The following is a 16,526-nucleotide window of genomic DNA, read 5'->3' on the forward strand; positions in this document are numbered from 1 at the left end:
GAAATTTTATTTTTGCAAATATAATTTATTGCATCCGCATTCAGCTTTTAATCTTTTCGGTGTGAGTAGGAAAGACTGGTTTTTTCTGCATCAATGAAGACCTTTCTTTCTTCAAAGATCTCTTCCATCACACGGTGGTATTCCTCAAACTGATGCACATCAATATGGCCGGCACGCAGGATTACATACAGACGCGTAAGTTGCGGATTGATTTCGGAAAGATCTACCGCAGTATTAATCGGTACCAACCTGTCATCACTGCCATGGATGATCTTTATAGGGCAGCGTACATTTTTAAGATAATGAAAGGTTGGAAGATTATACCGCAGAAAAGGTTTGGCCGGCATGAAAGGCAGATAGCGCTGTATGGTTCGCTGCAGAGAGTAAAGCGGCGAGGTGAGAATTAGAAGCCTCGGATTGTTTTTGGATGCCAAACGCGCTGCGAAACCACTTCCCAGAGATCGGCCGTAGACGATGATCTTGTCTTCCGTGAAAAGTTTTTTAGCAATATTGTAGATAAACTGAGAGTCCCGCTTCATCGCGTCTGAAGTTCTGCGGCCGGTACTTTTGCCAAAGCCGCGGTAATCCATCATAATTACTTCGTAGTTTAGTCGTGTAAAATCTATAGCAAATTTGCCCCAACCTTTTATGCTCTTGGTATTTCCTTTCAGATATAAAACCACCCCTTTAGGTTCATCCACATGAAAGTGCAGGTAACTGATTGTAGCTCCCGATTCAGGCGATACAGACATTTCTTCTGCGTTCAGATGTTCATAGGCAAATTTGAAGTCGGGTGGCAGTTTCTCAGGCTGAAAGAAAAATCTGTGCTGAAAGAGGTAGATGAATATACCGATGGCAAGGATAGCCACCGTAACTACAGTTAAAATAAAGTAAACATCCACATTCATAATCAATATAAATGTAGCTAAAATTTTCTTTTAGCGATGTCAGAAGGACTGAAGGTAGTTTGTGGCTTAATGTTTACCTGTAAAATGCTTAAATATCAACCATTTAGTCTGAAAGAACCTGCTGATCTGTTTTTCTCCCCGAAGTTTCAGTGTTCCGGGTATTTGAGCGTAAAAAGAAAAATGTGCCCTCAAAACTGCCAAGAAGTGAGAGGGCCCCTGATTAATCAGAAAATAGAAAGCTGCAAAACCGTCCAGGATCATTCGGGCCGGAATGATCCACAGTAACTGAGCCACAGGAAGGTTTTTAAGAAGCATGGTCAGGTTGTTACGCATGTTCAGAAATGTTTTCTGCGGACTTTGTTTATTCAGTGTGCCGCCACCAACATGGTATACCGTGGAATTTTCCGTATAAAAAATCTTATGGCCATTATTTTGCAACCTCCAGCAAAGGTCTATTTCTTCCTGATGCGCAAAGAACCTTTCGTCAAAACCATTTGCTGCCCAAAACACCTCAGACCTTACAAACAGGCAACATCCCGAAGCCCAGAATATTTGGGTTTCATCATTGTACTGTCCGTTGTCGGTTTCAATATTTTCAAACTTGCGCCCTCTGCAGTACGGGTAACCCAAATTGTCAATCATTCCGCCGGCAGCACCTGCATACTCAAAATAGCTACGCCTGTTATAGTCCAGGATCTTAGGCTGGATGGCAGCAATTTTCGCATCTCGGTTAAACAGATCCAAAACGGGTTGCAACCAGTTCTCAGTAACTTCTACATCAGAATTAAGCAGGCAGTAAATATCAGCGCTGATATTTTTCAAACCTTCATTATAGCCACCCGCGAAACCAAAGTTCTTTTCGTTCTGAACAACTTTAACCATGGGAAAACTTTCGTTAAGGAATGACACGGAATTATCTGTAGATGCGTTGTCTATTACAAAGATATCTGCACCGGGAGAATATTTTACAACATCCGGCAGGAATTTCTGAAGCCAGTTCTGGCCGTTCCAGTTCAGGATTACAATTGCTAACTGGCTCACGCGGTCGATTTCTTTAATGATTCCGTGCTCAGAAGACTTTTAATCAGTCCCGAGTATTTCCATTTACGGTGTGACCAAAGATAATTATCGGGGTTTTTGTTGATTGTATTTTCCAGCATTTTATGGAACTTCAGAACAACTTCATTTTCAATGAATTTATCGCCGTCCGGTTCTATCGTATGATAGTTTACCTGATAGAATCCTCGCTTCACCTTTTTCATTTCACAGTATACAAACTGGAGGTTCAGACGTGTAGCCAACTTGTCATATCCGCGGAAGACAGGAGTGGGTTGGTTTAAGAATCCGATTCCAATGTCAACCTGGTGATGATTGGGAGTTTGGTCGGCCACAAACATGTAGATGGTGTCCCCGTTATTAGGCGTTTTCAGTACATCACGAATTACATCGCCTGCTTCCAGGGCAAAATTACCGTGAGCATTGCGTATGGATTTTATCTTCTTATCCCAAAAAGAATTCTGCATCCGCCGGTACACCGGACGGCAACTGGATTGCGGAACCATTGTAGCGAGTGCGGTAAACCATTCCCAGTTAAAAATATGTCCTGTAAGCATGATAATATTCCTGCCTTCGGCATGTGCGTTCCGGAAAACATCCCTGTTAATGTGCTGCACACGCACCTTTAGTTCGTTTGTGGATACAGTGAATGCTTTAAGAGTTTCCACAAGGTAATCGGCAAAATTGCGGTAGAATTTTCTCCTGATCTTTTTAAGTTCCGTGTTACTTTTTTCAGGGAACGAGTTTTTGAGGTTTTGAAGTACAACTTTTGTCCTGTATCTTATCAGGTAGAAAATGATAAAGAAGATGACATCCGAAAAAAGGTAGAGAACCCTCATTGGGAGTCGCGAGAACAGAAGTGCAATTTTAAATATTAGATTCATGTGTTGCCTGCAAATGTACTACATATTAAGGAAATGGACAGAAATTTGCAGAGCGATAAGCTTCAGCAAAATTATAGATCATGAACTACAAAAATATCAGCGCAGTCTGTTTAGCGGCACTATTTGCGACGGCGTGTTCCAAAAATAATGAATCTGACAAAGCAGCGGAAACCACAGCGGTGGTGGACAGTAGTAAAGCTGTGGCAGACAAAAAGATGGCGGACGCTGAAAAGGGGAAGCTTCCGAAACCTTATAATGCGGATGAAGATGCTTCAGCACGTATTGAAATGCTAATAGCGCAGGCACGGAAGGAAGACAAGAAAATCATATTGCAGGCCGGCGGTAACTGGTGCATCTGGTGTCTTCGCTTTAATAATTTTATTCAGACCACACCGGAACTAAAGTCCATTGTGGACCAAAACTATCTGTATTATCATTTGAATTATTCGCCGGAGAATAAAAATGAAGAGGTTTTCAGCAGGTATGGCAATCCTGGTGAAAAATATGGTTATCCGGTCTTTATAGTATTGGACAGCTCAGGAAAGCTCATCCATACCCAGGACAGTGCGGTGCTGGAAGAGGAAAAGGGATACAGTAAAGAAAAGGTTATCGCTTTTCTGGAGAAGTGGAGATAATAATAAAGCCGTCATTTTAAAAGAATGGCGGCTATATTCTGTGATTTTACTGTCTGCAGATCAAATCAGCTGTTCCATACTGGAAACACTCCTGTTCTTTTGGTATTCTACGAGTTTTCGGCGTATAAATCTCAAGGCGAAAGGTGCTAAATAAATCAGCGCTGCTCCAATAAGTTTGTTTTTCCAACTGGTGCTTCGGAGATTTTTTCTTGCGTAATTCCCGACCAATGCAACCACGCCTAGTTTTAGCGCATTTTCTACAGCCCCAGCTTTTACTGCGCTGTCTGCAAAACCCAATACCGCATTTCTGCTTAGAAGCTGTTCCTTCACCCCAGAACTGATCCGGCGCATTATCTCTTCCTTTTTTACCGCAAGGGTTTTCTCACCGTTTTCATCTGTTTCCTCTTTGAGGAACTGATCGGTAAAACCGTTTGTAAATGCACTCAGGCTCTCCTTCGTATTATCAAAGGTCAGAAGGTCTTCCATTTCGGAAACCTCTTTCTTCAGGAGTGCTTTTTTTCGTCTAAGTTCTTCCAGATTACTGTATTTCGTGCCCATTAGTCCGGTGTATTAAACATTTTTATCAGTTTATTGGAAATCATATCCTTGATTGATTTGCCCGCAAAAACAAGGATCAGCATAATCAGCAAATAAAATCCTGCAACAATCAGGAAACCGTAAGCGTTACTGTCCAGCGCAGAGCCAATCAGGAGGGCGATTCCAATATTAAGTAGTATAAGAAAAAAAAGCGCAAAAACGGCCATCACTACGGATAAGATGATAGTTGATACCGTGAGCACACCTTTTTCGGTTGCTTCCATTTTAAGCAGGTCTACACGTTTAAGTGCGTAATCTTTTAAGAGGTCCAGCATAGTAAATGGGTTTCAGTTAAAAAAAAAGGAACATTACTGTTCCTTTTATATTGGAGTGCAAAGCAGTTATTTCAGACCGTCTAGTTCAGTTTCAACATCTTTCACTACATCTGTAGCCTGTGCTACTGCCTGATCTTTGTATTTGTCGTACCCGTCGCGAACAGTATGAGCTACATTATCAACTGTTTCTTTAAAGGTGGAGGAAATATTACCGTATTGGTCTCTCACGATTCCTGATACTTCAGTATATTTCTCTTTCGCTTTTTCTGTAACTTTTCCGTACTGGTCCACGGCCTGGTCTTTCAGGTCATTTGCTTTTTCCTTTATTTTCTTTCTGGTTTCCTTTCCTTCTTCCGGAGCATAAAGCATACCCAATACCACACCTGCTGCAGCACCTGCGAGCAATCCTGCTAATACCGCTGCTGCATTGTTACCTTTTTTCGACATCTTATTTAATTTTAAATTGTTAGAATATTAATTGAACATATCTATTTCAACAATATATATACCAAAGGATGTTATGTCACTCATAAAAAAACGTTAAAACTCCTTTATGTAGGACGTTATAAGCGAAATTGTTTCCTCTTTGTTCAGGTGGGTATTGTCTATAAGCACAGCATCGGGGGCTTTCTTCAGCGGGGCGGTTTCACGCTCGCTGTCAATTTTGTCGCGGGTGACCAGATTATCCATCACTGCCATTCTGTCGATGGTAACACCCTGATTTGTCAATTCCAGGTGCCGTCTTTTTGTACGTTCTTCTACACTGGCAGTCAGGAAAAATTTATAATCGGCGTCCGGAAGCACTACGGTGCCTATGTCACGGCCATCCATAATCATTCCGCCCGCCGCCGCACCTTTTCGCTGAAGGTCCAACAGGTAACTGCGCACTTCAGGTTGTTTGGCTATAATACTGACAAAACCCGATATTTCAGGTTCCCGGATTTCTGCAGTGATATTTTTATTATTCAGAAATAATACAAGTGTGCCTTCAATATTGCGGAATTCCAGATTAATGGAAGGAAGTGCTTTAAATAAACAGGTCAGATCAATTTCGTGGTTTTTAACACAATGATTCAAAGCGTAATAGGTAACAGCTCTGTATAATGCGCCGGTATCCATATGCACTAGCCCAAGCCTGGCAGCAATGGCTTTGGAGATGGAACTTTTTCCCGTAGAGGAAAAACCGTCTATCGCGATTACAGGTTTTCTCATTTTGCAAAAATCGGCCAAAATTTTAAATTATAGAAATGCTATAGCAACCCTGGAGTCGCAGGAAAATATTAATATCTGTTTCCGCTCATGTCCAGAGAGATGCCAAGCATATTCATATTGCCTGCAGAATGGTAACGGACATGAGAGTAGTCTACACGGAAATTATTGAACTTTACTCCAAAACCTGCAGACAGGCCTGCGAAGCTGCGCTGGTCCACCACTGATAATTCGTTGCCGCGCTTCACATTATAGCCTAAGCGTATATTGAATGAACTTTCCGGAAAGATTTCAGCGCCTATCGAAATATGATCGAGAATTTTTCTGCCGAATCCTACTTCCTGGCCATTACTGTCATATTCCGAAGAGATATCGAACTGTTGAAGGTCATGTGCCGTAACAGTTATCGCAGCCGGGAATTTCTTCAGGATACGTGTATAGCCAAGGTCTACGCGAAAAGGTAAATTTTCTCTTTCACCATTAAAAGACTTGAATTGGTAACCGAAATTTCTTGCCACCACACCGATCGTCTCGTTCGTTTTTTTGAAGTGATATGAAACACCAAAATTTCCCGCCACAGCCATGGATGTATAGCTGTCTATTTTTGCGTTTATAAGGTTTACACTGGCGCCAATCGTCCATTCGTCCTCAAACTGATAGGCGTAGCCTGCACCGATAGCGGCATCATAGGCACCGAATTCGCCGTTCTCGAAACCCGCTTCGTCGGTTCTTGGCATCCGGCCATAATCCATAAATCGGGCGTTCGCAGTAATCAGATGTCCGTTTTCGAAGGCATGTCCATAGTTTATTGTCCCATATTTCGAACCTGCAAGATAGGTTGCGGCATTAACCGAAATCTGTTTGTGCATATCCACATTCAGAAGCGCTGGGTTCACAGCAGCAAAATTGACATCATGATCGCGCACCGAAACGGCATCACCACCCAATGCAGCCTGCCGGGCGGAGACCGGTAAATTGAGAAAAGGATACACGTTCTCACCAGTTTGTGCTGTTGCAATGACGCCCGCCAGGAGCAAAGCAGAAATAAATATCTTCTTCAAAATGCTGTTATGTAATGCAAAAATAATTCTTTTATATACTTATCAAAATTTTTAGCAAATTATTTGGTCTAAACTAAGGATTTTTACGAAATAATTTATACTCATTTCGTTATATTTGCACCACTAAAATTGACAATAATCCATCCCGAGACCAAATTGAAAATGAAATATAAAAGAATCTTGCTGAAACTGAGCGGTGAAGCTCTAATGGGCAACCTTCCGTACGGAATTGATAATGAAAGACTGAAGGACTACGCACAGGAAATCAAACAGGCTGTGGATGTAGGCTGTGAAGTAGCGGTTGTAATAGGCGGAGGCAATATATTTCGTGGTGTTGCTGGGGCAGCCAAAGGTATGGACCGCGTGCAGGGTGATTATATGGGAATGCTGGCCACCGTGATTAATGGTATGGCACTGCAGGGTGCGCTGGAAGATGCAGGTGTAAAAACCAGGCTTCAGAGTGCTATTGAAATGGACAAGGTAGCCGAACCTTTCATTAAAAGAAGAGCCGTAAGACATTTGGAAAAAGGTCGTGTGGTAATATTTGGGGCCGGTACGGGTAATCCGTACTTCACTACCGATACGGCTGCCACATTACGGGCTATCGAGATTGGTGCTGATGTAATTCTGAAGGGAACCCGTGTGGACGGTATTTATGACAGTGACCCCGAAAAAAATGCTGATGCAAAACGTTTCAACTCCCTTACTTTTGATGAAGTATTCGATAAAAATCTGAAGGTAATGGATATGACCGCCTTTACCTTGAGTCACGAAAATAAATTGCCTATTGTTGTCTTTGATATGAACCGTGCCGGTAATCTGCTTAGAATTGTTGAAGGCGAAAGGGTAGGAACTCTGGTTGATTTGTAGACCTATAAACTAAAATATTTTATTATGGAAGAATTGGATATGATTAAGGATATGGTGAAGCAGGAAATGGATGCAGCGATTAAGCACCTGGACCACGCTTTCCAGAAAATACGTGCCGGACGTGCCTCCACATCTATGGTGCAGGATGTAATGGTAGAATATTACGGTGCCCTGACTCCGCTAAATCAGGTTGCAAACGTTTCCGTACCGGATGCGATGACCATTTCCATACAACCGTGGGACCGGAGTGCTGTAGGTGCCATTGAAAAAGCAATCGTAAACTCTAACCTGGGATTTGCACCCAGCAACAACGGAGATACGATAATCCTTAATGTACCCCCACTTACTGAAGAAAGGCGCCGTGACCTGGCCAAACAGGCAAAGAGCGAATCAGATCAGACAAAGATTACGGTTAGAAATGCCCGTCAGGACGGTATGAAGGAACTGAAAAAGCTGGACGGCGTATCCGAGGATCTTGTAAAAGATATGGAAAGCCAGATCCAGGACATGACAGATAACTATGTTAAACTTTGCGATGAGCACCTGAAGGTGAAAGAAGCGGATATAATGAAGGTCTAAGGACTGCTGTTACGGATGTAAATATAACGGAGCTGCACATTATTGTGCAGCTCCGTTGTATTTACTGGTAGCGCTGGTGCTCCTTTTCTTTACTGAACAGTTTGGTAAGCGGCTTAAACAATGATTTGTATTTCTCCGCATCAAAAAGCTGGGAATCCGTAAGCGCTTTATAGGTAAGCCAGATGCTGAAAGGTAAAAGAATCATATTGGGAATCCAGGCTGCTGCAAAAGGGTTTAATGTGCCGTTCCAGGCCAGATTTTCCACCGAAATGTTCATTACATAAAAGACAATGAATATCACAATGGCAATAACTACCGGCAGTCCCATCCCTCCTTTACGTATAATGGACCCCAGACTGGCGCCAATAAGGAAAAAAATAATGCATGTAACAGAATAAGCAATGATCCGCTGCTGATAGAGAACTACGCGGCTGAAACTCTTTATAGTAGGCAGCATTTGTTGTTCGCGGTTTTGTACTGTTACCTTCAGAATTTCAATTTTATTGTAGGCACCGGTCAGTGCCCGTAATTGCTGATCCTGTTTAACTGTATCCATTTTAACCTGCTGCTCCAGTTTGTTTACCGGTACTTTATTTCTGTCAATATAGGTGATATAGGGATTCACCTGGCTCACAAGGTCAACATTTATATTGTTAAAGGTCTTTGTATTTTCAACCTGCGACTTAGCTATTGTTTTAGTGAGCTGGGTGTAGGTCTGAAAGCGGTAATCGTCGGTTATCTTTTCCTCCTCGATGGCCTTGTTGATAATCTCACTGATATCGAAATGGGAGGTAAGAGTATCAAATTTAATGGCCTGGTCCGGCTGCTTGTTACGTGCTGCGAAATTTTGGTTGGCAATCTGGTCTTCAAAAACATAACCGTTAAAAAGTATTAGTTTTAGGTAATTCTGATTTTCGGTAGACGGTACCAGTTTGCCCCTGTGTGCACGGATGGACTGTTGGTTCTCATAGGAATTGGCTTTTTTATGAATGTAAATTCCCTCCAGGTTTTCACCGTTTTCTCCAGTGATTTTGTCGAATTTTACCAGGTACCCCGGAATTTGATCTATAAACTGTCCGGGTGTAAAATTTAAGGCTGGCCGCGACTGCACAATATTATAGAGCATATTCTTGGCCTTACGCTGAAAGTCCGGTGTAATATTATTCTGAAAGAGAAATAAGGTGAATGAGAGCAGTACTGAGACAAAAAACAGGGGAGTCATCACCCTGGTAAGTGAGATTCCTGCAGCCTTCATAGCGGCGAGCTCATACCTTTCGCCAATTTCACCAAAAGTCATGATGGAGGACAGTAGGATAGTTAGAGGCAATACCAGATTAATAACACCTACACCGTAGTAGAAAAGCAGTTTTATAATTTCCCAGTAGCTGAGGCCTTTTCCCATAAACTGCCCAAGCTGTATCCACACGATGTTAACGATGAATATGAAAAAAAGGACGCTGAAAATAAAAAAGAACGGACCGAAAAATGTCTTTATAATATAACGGTCTAATAATTTAAACATCCTCCAAAATTAATAAAAAGCCACAAAGAATTGCTTTGTGACTTTCAGATTTCTTATTATTAATAGTCTAAAGTTCAGTAATTACGTAATTCTGGAACTTCTGTTTGTTAAATGTGAACATATCGGAGGCTAGATTTTGGTTAACTTTATATTCCTGTATGGCGATCACCGCTACATCTTTATTGGTGCCGTGCTGCTCAAGCTTTACAAGCTGTTTGTTTGCTGAATCTACATACAGATTAACCTGTTTCAGACCATTGGATTTAACCGGTGTAAGTTTGATGAAATCCGTGTTAACGCCGTTTACCATTCTCTTACCTGAGTATGTCGCATTGAAATCCTTCTTATAAGAAGTCAGGTAGCTGGTTGGCGAGAACATGATATCACTGCCGTTAGGTTTTGCAATGGTTACCTCCTTCTCATCATCATTTACATTATAGATCTTGTTACCGTCGAATATTTGCTCGGTACCCATGATCTTCAGTTTATACTTAGGTCCTTCAGCATAATAAATACCGGTTTCGGTTTTATTTACCTGTCCGTTAACACCAGAACCAAATGTGAATTTAAAATAGGAGTTCTTCTTTGCCTTATAGTTTGTTGTTACGGCGTCCAGAATCTGTCTGGATTTTGTGTCTATTTTCTGTGCCTGCATCATAGCTGCTGCGCACAGTACCATGGCACCCGCTGCCGCCTTCGCAAATATATTTTTCATGTTTTGTCTGTTTAAAAAATTAAACTTTTGTTTGAATCTTCTCTATAAACTCAAAAAGCATTCCATTATTGCAGCTAATTATTTCTTATCTTCTGAGGTCCTGCAGGAACTGTTCCAGGGAATTGAGGTCGGTAATCTGTACTTCACGTGCTTTGGCACCGTTAAAACCACCTACCACACCGGCCGCTTCAAGCTGATCCATAATCCTGCCGGCCCTGTTGTAACCCAGTTTAAGTTGGCGCTGAAGCATGGAGGTAGATCCCTGTTGAGTAGAGACCACAATTCTGGCCGCATCTTCAAAAAGTGCATCTTTTTCATTCGGATCGAATGCCGCAGAGCCGCTTTGTCCTTCCTCATTTGGAACTTCAGGAAGTAAGAAAGCAGACGCATATCCTTTTTGTGCACCAATATAATCAACAATTTTCTCAACCTCGGGAGTATCTACAAAAGCACACTGCAGCCTCAGAATCTCATTTCCGTTAAAATAGAGCATATCTCCTTTGCCAATAAGCTGGTCTGCACCGGTCGCATCCAGAATGGTGCGCGAATCGACACTGGAAATTACCCTGAAAGCTGCCCTGGCCGGGAAATTAGCCTTGATCATCCCCGTAATTACATTAACGGAAGGACGTTGTGTGGCTACAATCAGGTGGATTCCGACAGCTCTTGCCAGTTGCGCGAGGCGGGCGATAGGATGCTCCACTTCTTTACCGGCAGTCATGATTAGGTCGGCAAATTCATCTACAACCAAAACGATATAGGGAAGGTAGCGGTGTCCGTTCTCAGGGTTCAGTTTTCGCTCCTTAAACTTACCGTTATACTCTTTAATCGTCCGGCAGAATGCATTTTTCAGCAGTTCGTACCGGCTATCCATCTCGATGCAAAGAGAATTAAGGGTGTTAATCACCTTATGGGTATCCGTTATAATGGCATCATCGGAATCCGGCAATTTAGCCAGATAATGTCTTTCTATTTTAGAATACAGTGTAAGTTCAACCTTCTTAGGATCCACCATAACAAACTTAAGCTCGCTTGGGTGCTTTTTATAGAGAAGGGAGGTAAGTATGGCATTTATACCTACAGATTTACCCTGGCCGGTAGCTCCGGCCATTAGCAGGTGAGGCATTTTGGCCAAATCCGCCATAAATATCTCGTTGGAAATTGTTTTTCCGAAGACTACCGGCAGGTCCATATCACTATTCTGGAATTTATGCGAAGCCAGTACACTTCGCATCGATACCATAGTGGGGTTTTTTCTGGGAACCTCAATCCCGATGGTACCTTTACCAGGCATAGGTGCAATGATCCTAATGCCCATCGCCGACAGGTTAAGGGCAATGTCGTCCTGTAGTTTCTTGATAGCTGCCACACGAATCCCGGCTTCCGGAACTATTTCGTAAAGCGTAACTGTTGGGCCAATAGTGGCTTTAATTTCCGCAATACCAACGTTAAAATTCTTGAGCAGACCTACAATCTTATTTTTATTCTCCTCTAGTTCTTCTTTGTTGATGGAAATCTCCTCGGATCCGTAATCTTTAAGAAGGTTAATGTGCGGCATCTGGAATTTTGCCAAATCCAGGGTATGATCATAAAAACCATGCTGCTTCACCAAATCTGCAGATTTTATGTCTGCCTCATCTTGCGGTTCGTCAATTTCCTGAGCTACTTCAACTTTAAATTCGAAACTGTCTGCCTCTGACTGAAATGAGGCAGGTAAATTTGGTATCGGAGCCGAAGGCGTTAATGTTACAGTGGTGGAAGCTGCTTCGTCCATCTCCTCAAAGGAAGTTCTGTTCGGTGTGGTAATCGTTTCGAGATCATTGTTCACCTCCACTTCAGGAAAACCTTTTGGTACTTCAGTGATGGTGCTTGCGGCTCGTGGAACATCTTCGGTTACTGTTACATTGCTGATTTCATTTCCGTTTCCGGCAAGTTCCTCCAGTTCGGTATCTGCCTCAAAGTCCTCGGCCGAGCTTGGCATCATGCCCTTAATTTTGCCAACGGTTTTATCATTGATATCATTCAGGCGGTTCTTAATTGCGCTGGGACGCATATTAAACTCAAGGATAAAATACATACCTATGCTTACCGCAATCACTGCCCAAAGACCTACGAGCCCAATTACGGAAGTCAGGAAGTCTACGATTTGATATCCGTAAACGCCACTTAGTGTACCTACACCCTGGGTAACTGCACCAAAAAAGATTGGAAGCCAACAAATAAAGAAAAGTGAGTGTCCTATAGTTTTCCACGGCTTAAAGTATCTTTTCTTTAAAATGAGCATTCCAACAACAAAAAATAGAAAAGCCACTATAAATGCTGCAACCCCAATGCTGTCGAAAATAAATATTTTGCCAAACCAGTCTCCCACCTTTCCAAAGAGATTGGAAGACTTAACACTGCGGTCAAGCATGGTGCCTGCCTGACTCTGGTCTGCCTTCCAGTTCATAAGATAGGAGGCAAAGGAGCCAGCCATTACGAGCGAAAGTACCAGTAATATTATTCCAAAGAATATACGCGGTTTTGAGAGTGTTTTGCCCGCTTCTGGCGTAGCAGCCGGCGGATTTTTTGTGTTCTTTTCCATAGGTCAGTGCCGGCAAATTTAGTAAAAAAAGGATGTATTTCTTTAGGTGCTGGAATCGAAATAATGCCATTGTTCATGAATTAGAATCGTTTTTACTGATATTTTCAGTTGAATAATTAACTTCTGCATTAATTTATTGTTAACAACTAGCGGTCTTGATAAATATCAGCTATCGGATTGGCTTTTCTAATATATTGCGTGTATTTTTGCGGATTGATACACTGAAGATTTTCAATTCAGAATTTTTCTGCATTGATATTTAACTGCATAACAATGAAAAAGATCCAGAACATCCTTATCAATACCCGAACAATGGCAGTCCTTATGATTGTCTATGCCGCAGCGATGGGGTACGCTACCTTTCTTGAGAATGATTATGGTACGCCCACTGCAAAGGCATTGATATATGAAGCCAAATGGTTTGAACTTGTAATGTTCCTTCTCATTCTGAACTTCATCGGGAATATATCCCGCTACCGGTTGTGGAGACGTGAAAAATGGCCGGTACTTATCTTCCACCTTTCATTTGTGCTGCTGTTCATTGGCGGTGCCATTACCCGTTATATAAGCTACGAGGGTATTATGCATATCCGTGAGGGTGAAACTTCCAACGAAATTGTAACGGATAAACATTTCCTCAAGATTCAGATTGAAGATAAAGGGGACGTACTTCGTTATCAGGATATTTCTTATTTAATGTCCCCCCTGAATAAGAACCTTAAAGCTTCCTATAATTTTCACGACAGTAAAATTTCTGTAAAGACTGTTGATTTTATCCAGCGCAAGAAAGACAGTCTGGTTGCCGATGCAAACGGTGTGGAATATCTTCATTTCGTTTCTGCCGGCGAAAAGGGTAGAGTAAACTATTATCTGAAACCGGGTGAAAGCAAATCATTAGGGGGTACACTGGTAAGTTATAACCGCCCTATTGACGGCGCCATAGAATTTAAAAGCGAAAACGGTAAACTGTTTATCAAGACGCCGGTAGACGCTGATTATATGGTGATGGCAACACAGGACAGCGGCAGTGTAAAGCAGAATGTTTACGAACCGCTGGCGCTGAGGAGCCTTTATACCATTAATGACATCAGAATCGTAGTTCCGGAAGGTCTTAAAAAAGGTAAGCTGACAGCATTTGAAGGAGATAAGAAGAAGGACCAGGCTCTGCCGGACGCGCTTACAATGGAGGTACAGGGTCCCAGGACCAAACAAACGGTAGAACTGGTGGTAGAACGTGGCAATCCTAACCTATTTAAGCAGATTTCTATAGACGGTCTGAATATTATGCTTGGCTTTGGGCCAAAGGTTTATACCACACCATTCGCCCTGCGTCTGGAGGATTTCGTTATGGAGACCTATCCCGGCAGCTCTTCGCCAAGTGCTTATGAAAGCCACGTTTCAATTATAGACGAGGGCAAGGAAACTCCCTATAAAATTTATATGAATAATGTACTGAACCACAAAGGTTACCGTTTCTTCCAGGCGAGTTTTGATGAGGACAGACAGGGTACGGTACTTTCTGTAAATCATGATTTCTGGGGTACCCTTATCACTTATATCGGTTACTTCTTCCTTTTTACAGCGATGTTTGTCATTTTCTTCTGGAAGGGTACTCATTTCTGGAAACTGAATAAGATGCTGAAGAACATCAACAAGACCCGTTCAGCAAGTGCCATCGCTCTGTTTCTGATGTTGGGTTTAAATGCGCAGAAAATAGAAACCCACAGCACCACAGACGGTAGTCGGGAGAGGGTACAGGTAAAGCATTCTGCGGACGACGGACATAATCATGCACCGGGCGAAGGTCATGCACAGATTACACCCGCACCCGCACAGGAACAGCAGTCGCAGAACTCAGTAGCGCGCTCCTTCAGCACAATGAAGATGATTAGCGCTGATGAGGCAATTGCCAAAACACGAATTTCCAGGGAACATGCCGAAAAATTTGCTTATCTGCTGGTACAGAATTACGACGGACGTATTGTTCCTATGAGCACACAGGCTACCGACGTCCTCCGGAAACTTTATAAAAAAGATAAGTTTAAAGGTACCGGCGACAACTACCTGACTGCAGAGCAGTGGTTCCTTTCTGTAAATACAGACACTCCAAGCTGGACCATGGTTCCGCTTATTAAAATCGGAACAAAAGGTGGCGAAGAGCTTAAGAGAAAAACCAAAGCCAACGATGAGGGTTATGCAAGCCTGATGAGCCTGTTCCCGTCTGATGCAAGCGGGAATCTAAAATATGTACTGGAAGAAGATTATAACCTCGCCTTTCGTAAGAAACCGGCTGAGCAAAGTAATTATGATAAAGAAGTAATTTCTGTAAACGAACGCGTACAGATTTTCAATGAATTCTTCAGTGGTCAGTTTATGAGAATGGTTCCGGTAAAGAATGATCCCAACTCCACATGGCATTCCTGGCTGGACCAGAACTTCGAACCGGATATGGAAAGCCAGAAAGTGATGGGTCCTTACTTTGCGGCGGTAGTTGCTGCACAGCAAAGCGGGAACTGGTCTCAGGCCGACGCTGAACTTACGAAGCTAAGCGACTATCAGCAAAACTGGGGTAAAAACGTGGTGCCTGCCAAATCAAAGGTAGACCTGGAGGTGTTCATGACCAAGGTGGATATCAACTTCCGCCTGCTAATATTCTATACGTTTATTGCGCTTTTCCTTGTAGTGCTCGGGTTTGTACATTTGTTCCGCCCAGGCCGCATGCTGGATAAGATTATAAAAATAGTACTTATTACAGGTCTTATCGGTTGGGTACTGCAGTTACTCGGACTTATGGGCAGATGGTATATTTCCGGCCACGCACCGTGGAGTAACGGTTACGAAGCAATCGTATTTATTTCATGGGTAGGTATTACGTCGGGACTTGTGCTGTACAGGAATTCCAATGCGCTCATTCCGGCGGCAGGATTCACGGTTGCTGTAATTATGATGGGCTTTGCTCATGGTGGATCGGCGTTGGATCCTCAAATTACACCCCTTGTACCTGTTCTTAAATCCTACTGGCTGATTATTCACGTTGCGATTATCACCTCCAGCTACGGTTTCTTCGGTTTGTCATTTGTAATAGCGTTGATTTGTCTGGTATTTTATATCCTGGCACGTAAGAAAGATTTTAAAGCTCATAACGACCGCAGTCTGAAGGAACTTACCATCGTTTCCGAGATGTCATTAACAATAGGGTTGTACGCACTAACCATCGGGACCTTCATGGGTGGAATCTGGGCCAATGAAAGTTGGGGACGTTACTGGAGCTGGGACCCTAAGGAAACATGGGCATTTATCTCCGTAATGGTGTACGCCTTTGTACTGCACATGCGTCTGGTACCGGGTCTAAGAAGCCGTTGGGCCTATCACGTGGCAACCATGCTGGCTATATCCAGTATTGTTATGACGTACTTTGGGGTGAATTATTACCTGAGCGGTCTGCACTCTTACGCAGCGGGCGATCCGATTCCTGTTCCGGCCTGGGTATATATAGGTTCCGGCGGAATGATCTTACTGGCATTGGTTTCTTATTTGAAATTCAGAACATTCAGCAAGAAAACTAAGATATAATTAAAGCAATTTATTTAGCAGAAGGACTCCAAATTGGGGTCCTTTTTTTCATTACGAA

Annotated in this window: 15 protein-coding genes; 4 read left to right on the forward strand and 11 right to left on the reverse strand. The window is 42.7% G+C overall.

Features of this window, described 5'->3' with window-relative positions; all coding sequences use genetic code 11:
• Positions 1-47: 47 nt before the first annotated feature.
• The 3 genes from H1R16_RS10850 to H1R16_RS10860 all read right to left on the reverse strand — a co-directional run bounded on the left by H1R16_RS10850 (position 48) and on the right by H1R16_RS10860 (position 2,848).
• Positions 48-908, reverse strand: a complete 861-nt coding sequence (locus H1R16_RS10850; RefSeq protein ID WP_181886530.1) for an alpha/beta hydrolase — start codon at positions 906-908, stop codon at positions 48-50.
• Between the two features lie 66 nt (positions 909-974).
• Positions 975-1,949, reverse strand: coding sequence for a glycosyltransferase family 2 protein (locus H1R16_RS10855; RefSeq protein ID WP_181886529.1), 975 nt, complete (start codon positions 1,947-1,949; stop codon positions 975-977).
• On the reverse strand, positions 1,946-2,848 hold the full coding sequence (locus H1R16_RS10860; protein WP_181886528.1) for a lysophospholipid acyltransferase family protein: 903 nt from the start codon (positions 2,846-2,848) through the stop codon (positions 1,946-1,948). Before H1R16_RS10860 ends, H1R16_RS10855 begins: the two co-directional genes overlap by 4 nt.
• A gap of 80 nt (positions 2,849-2,928) precedes the next feature.
• On the opposite strand from H1R16_RS10860, the gene H1R16_RS10865 reads away from it, so the two are divergent.
• Positions 2,929-3,483 (forward strand): thioredoxin family protein, encoded by a 555-nt coding sequence (locus H1R16_RS10865; protein WP_181886527.1) that lies wholly within the window; start codon positions 2,929-2,931, stop codon positions 3,481-3,483.
• A 60-nt stretch (positions 3,484-3,543) separates the two neighbouring features.
• On the opposite strand, the gene H1R16_RS10870 is transcribed toward H1R16_RS10865, so the two are convergent.
• The 5 genes from H1R16_RS10870 to porQ form a co-directional block, all read right to left on the reverse strand.
• Positions 3,544-4,041, reverse strand: coding sequence for a phosphoribosyl-ATP pyrophosphatase (locus tag H1R16_RS10870; RefSeq protein ID WP_181886526.1), 498 nt, complete (start codon positions 4,039-4,041; stop codon positions 3,544-3,546).
• Positions 4,041-4,355 (reverse strand): phage holin family protein, encoded by a 315-nt coding sequence (locus tag H1R16_RS10875; protein WP_181886525.1) that lies wholly within the window; start codon positions 4,353-4,355, stop codon positions 4,041-4,043. Before H1R16_RS10875 ends, H1R16_RS10870 begins: the two co-directional genes overlap by 1 nt.
• A 66-nt stretch (positions 4,356-4,421) precedes the next feature.
• Positions 4,422-4,802 carry a YtxH domain-containing protein gene (locus H1R16_RS10880; protein WP_181886524.1) on the reverse strand — a complete coding sequence of 127 codons (381 nt, stop codon included), beginning with the start codon at positions 4,800-4,802 and terminating at the stop codon, positions 4,422-4,424.
• Between the two features lie 93 nt (positions 4,803-4,895).
• Positions 4,896-5,567, reverse strand: a complete 672-nt coding sequence (gene cmk, locus H1R16_RS10885; protein ID WP_181886523.1) for a (d)CMP kinase — start codon at positions 5,565-5,567, stop codon at positions 4,896-4,898.
• 68 nt (positions 5,568-5,635) lie between these two features.
• On the reverse strand, positions 5,636-6,625 hold the full coding sequence (gene porQ / locus H1R16_RS10890) for a type IX secretion system protein PorQ (RefSeq protein WP_181886522.1): 990 nt from the start codon (positions 6,623-6,625) through the stop codon (positions 5,636-5,638).
• 162 nt (positions 6,626-6,787) lie between these two features.
• Between porQ and pyrH the strand changes: the two genes are divergently transcribed.
• Both pyrH and frr read left to right on the forward strand, forming a co-directional pair.
• Positions 6,788-7,495 (forward strand): UMP kinase, encoded by a 708-nt coding sequence (gene pyrH, locus H1R16_RS10895; RefSeq protein WP_181886521.1) that lies wholly within the window; start codon positions 6,788-6,790, stop codon positions 7,493-7,495.
• Between the two features lie 24 nt (positions 7,496-7,519).
• Positions 7,520-8,074: a ribosome recycling factor gene (frr, locus tag H1R16_RS10900; protein WP_181886520.1), complete on the forward strand. Its 555-nt coding sequence runs from the start codon at positions 7,520-7,522 to the stop codon at positions 8,072-8,074.
• A gap of 61 nt (positions 8,075-8,135) precedes the next feature.
• Here frr and H1R16_RS10905 read toward each other — a convergent pair whose 3' ends face one another.
• The 3 genes from H1R16_RS10905 to H1R16_RS10915 form a co-directional block, all read right to left on the reverse strand.
• Positions 8,136-9,596 (reverse strand): LptF/LptG family permease, encoded by a 1,461-nt coding sequence (locus H1R16_RS10905; protein WP_181886519.1) that lies wholly within the window; start codon positions 9,594-9,596, stop codon positions 8,136-8,138.
• A gap of 67 nt (positions 9,597-9,663) precedes the next feature.
• Entirely contained in the window at positions 9,664-10,311 is a 648-nt protein-coding gene (locus tag H1R16_RS10910; protein WP_181886518.1) for a LolA family protein, read from the reverse strand.
• 85 nt (positions 10,312-10,396) lie between these two features.
• Positions 10,397-12,895, reverse strand: a complete 2,499-nt coding sequence (locus tag H1R16_RS10915; RefSeq protein WP_181886517.1) for an FtsK/SpoIIIE family DNA translocase — start codon at positions 12,893-12,895, stop codon at positions 10,397-10,399.
• 273 nt (positions 12,896-13,168) lie between these two features.
• On the opposite strand from H1R16_RS10915, the gene ccsA reads away from it, so the two are divergent.
• The gene (ccsA, locus tag H1R16_RS10920) at positions 13,169-16,468 is read left to right on the forward strand and encodes a cytochrome c biogenesis protein (protein WP_181886516.1); all 3,300 of its coding nucleotides are present in this window, start codon (positions 13,169-13,171) and stop codon (positions 16,466-16,468) included.
• Positions 16,469-16,526: the final 58 nt, after the last annotated feature.

The sequence above is a fragment of the Marnyiella aurantia genome (assembly GCF_014041915.1).
Taxonomy (GTDB): domain Bacteria; phylum Bacteroidota; class Bacteroidia; order Flavobacteriales; family Weeksellaceae; genus Marnyiella; species Marnyiella aurantia.

Excerpts from the sequence above, each read along its gene's own strand:
- H1R16_RS10860 (WP_181886528.1), bottom strand. The coding sequence starts at position 2,848 with ATGAATCTAATATTTAAAATTGCACTTCTGTTCTCGCGACTCCCAATG.
- H1R16_RS10910 (WP_181886518.1), bottom strand. The coding sequence starts at position 10,311 with ATGAAAAATATATTTGCGAAGGCGGCAGCGGGTGCCATGGTACTGTGC.
- pyrH (WP_181886521.1), top strand. The coding sequence starts at position 6,788 with ATGAAATATAAAAGAATCTTGCTGAAACTGAGCGGTGAAGCTCTAATG.
- H1R16_RS10870 (WP_181886526.1), bottom strand. The coding sequence starts at position 4,041 with ATGGGCACGAAATACAGTAATCTGGAAGAACTTAGACGAAAAAAAGCA.
- frr (WP_181886520.1), top strand. The coding sequence starts at position 7,520 with ATGGAAGAATTGGATATGATTAAGGATATGGTGAAGCAGGAAATGGAT.
- H1R16_RS10915 (WP_181886517.1), bottom strand. The coding sequence starts at position 12,895 with ATGGAAAAGAACACAAAAAATCCGCCGGCTGCTACGCCAGAAGCGGGC.
- H1R16_RS10865 (WP_181886527.1), top strand. The coding sequence starts at position 2,929 with ATGAACTACAAAAATATCAGCGCAGTCTGTTTAGCGGCACTATTTGCG.
- H1R16_RS10850 (WP_181886530.1), bottom strand. The coding sequence starts at position 908 with ATGAATGTGGATGTTTACTTTATTTTAACTGTAGTTACGGTGGCTATC.
- H1R16_RS10905 (WP_181886519.1), bottom strand. The coding sequence starts at position 9,596 with ATGTTTAAATTATTAGACCGTTATATTATAAAGACATTTTTCGGTCCG.
- cmk (WP_181886523.1), bottom strand. The coding sequence starts at position 5,567 with ATGAGAAAACCTGTAATCGCGATAGACGGTTTTTCCTCTACGGGAAAA.
- H1R16_RS10875 (WP_181886525.1), bottom strand. The coding sequence starts at position 4,355 with ATGCTGGACCTCTTAAAAGATTACGCACTTAAACGTGTAGACCTGCTT.
- ccsA (WP_181886516.1), top strand. The coding sequence starts at position 13,169 with ATGAAAAAGATCCAGAACATCCTTATCAATACCCGAACAATGGCAGTC.
- H1R16_RS10880 (WP_181886524.1), bottom strand. The coding sequence starts at position 4,802 with ATGTCGAAAAAAGGTAACAATGCAGCAGCGGTATTAGCAGGATTGCTC.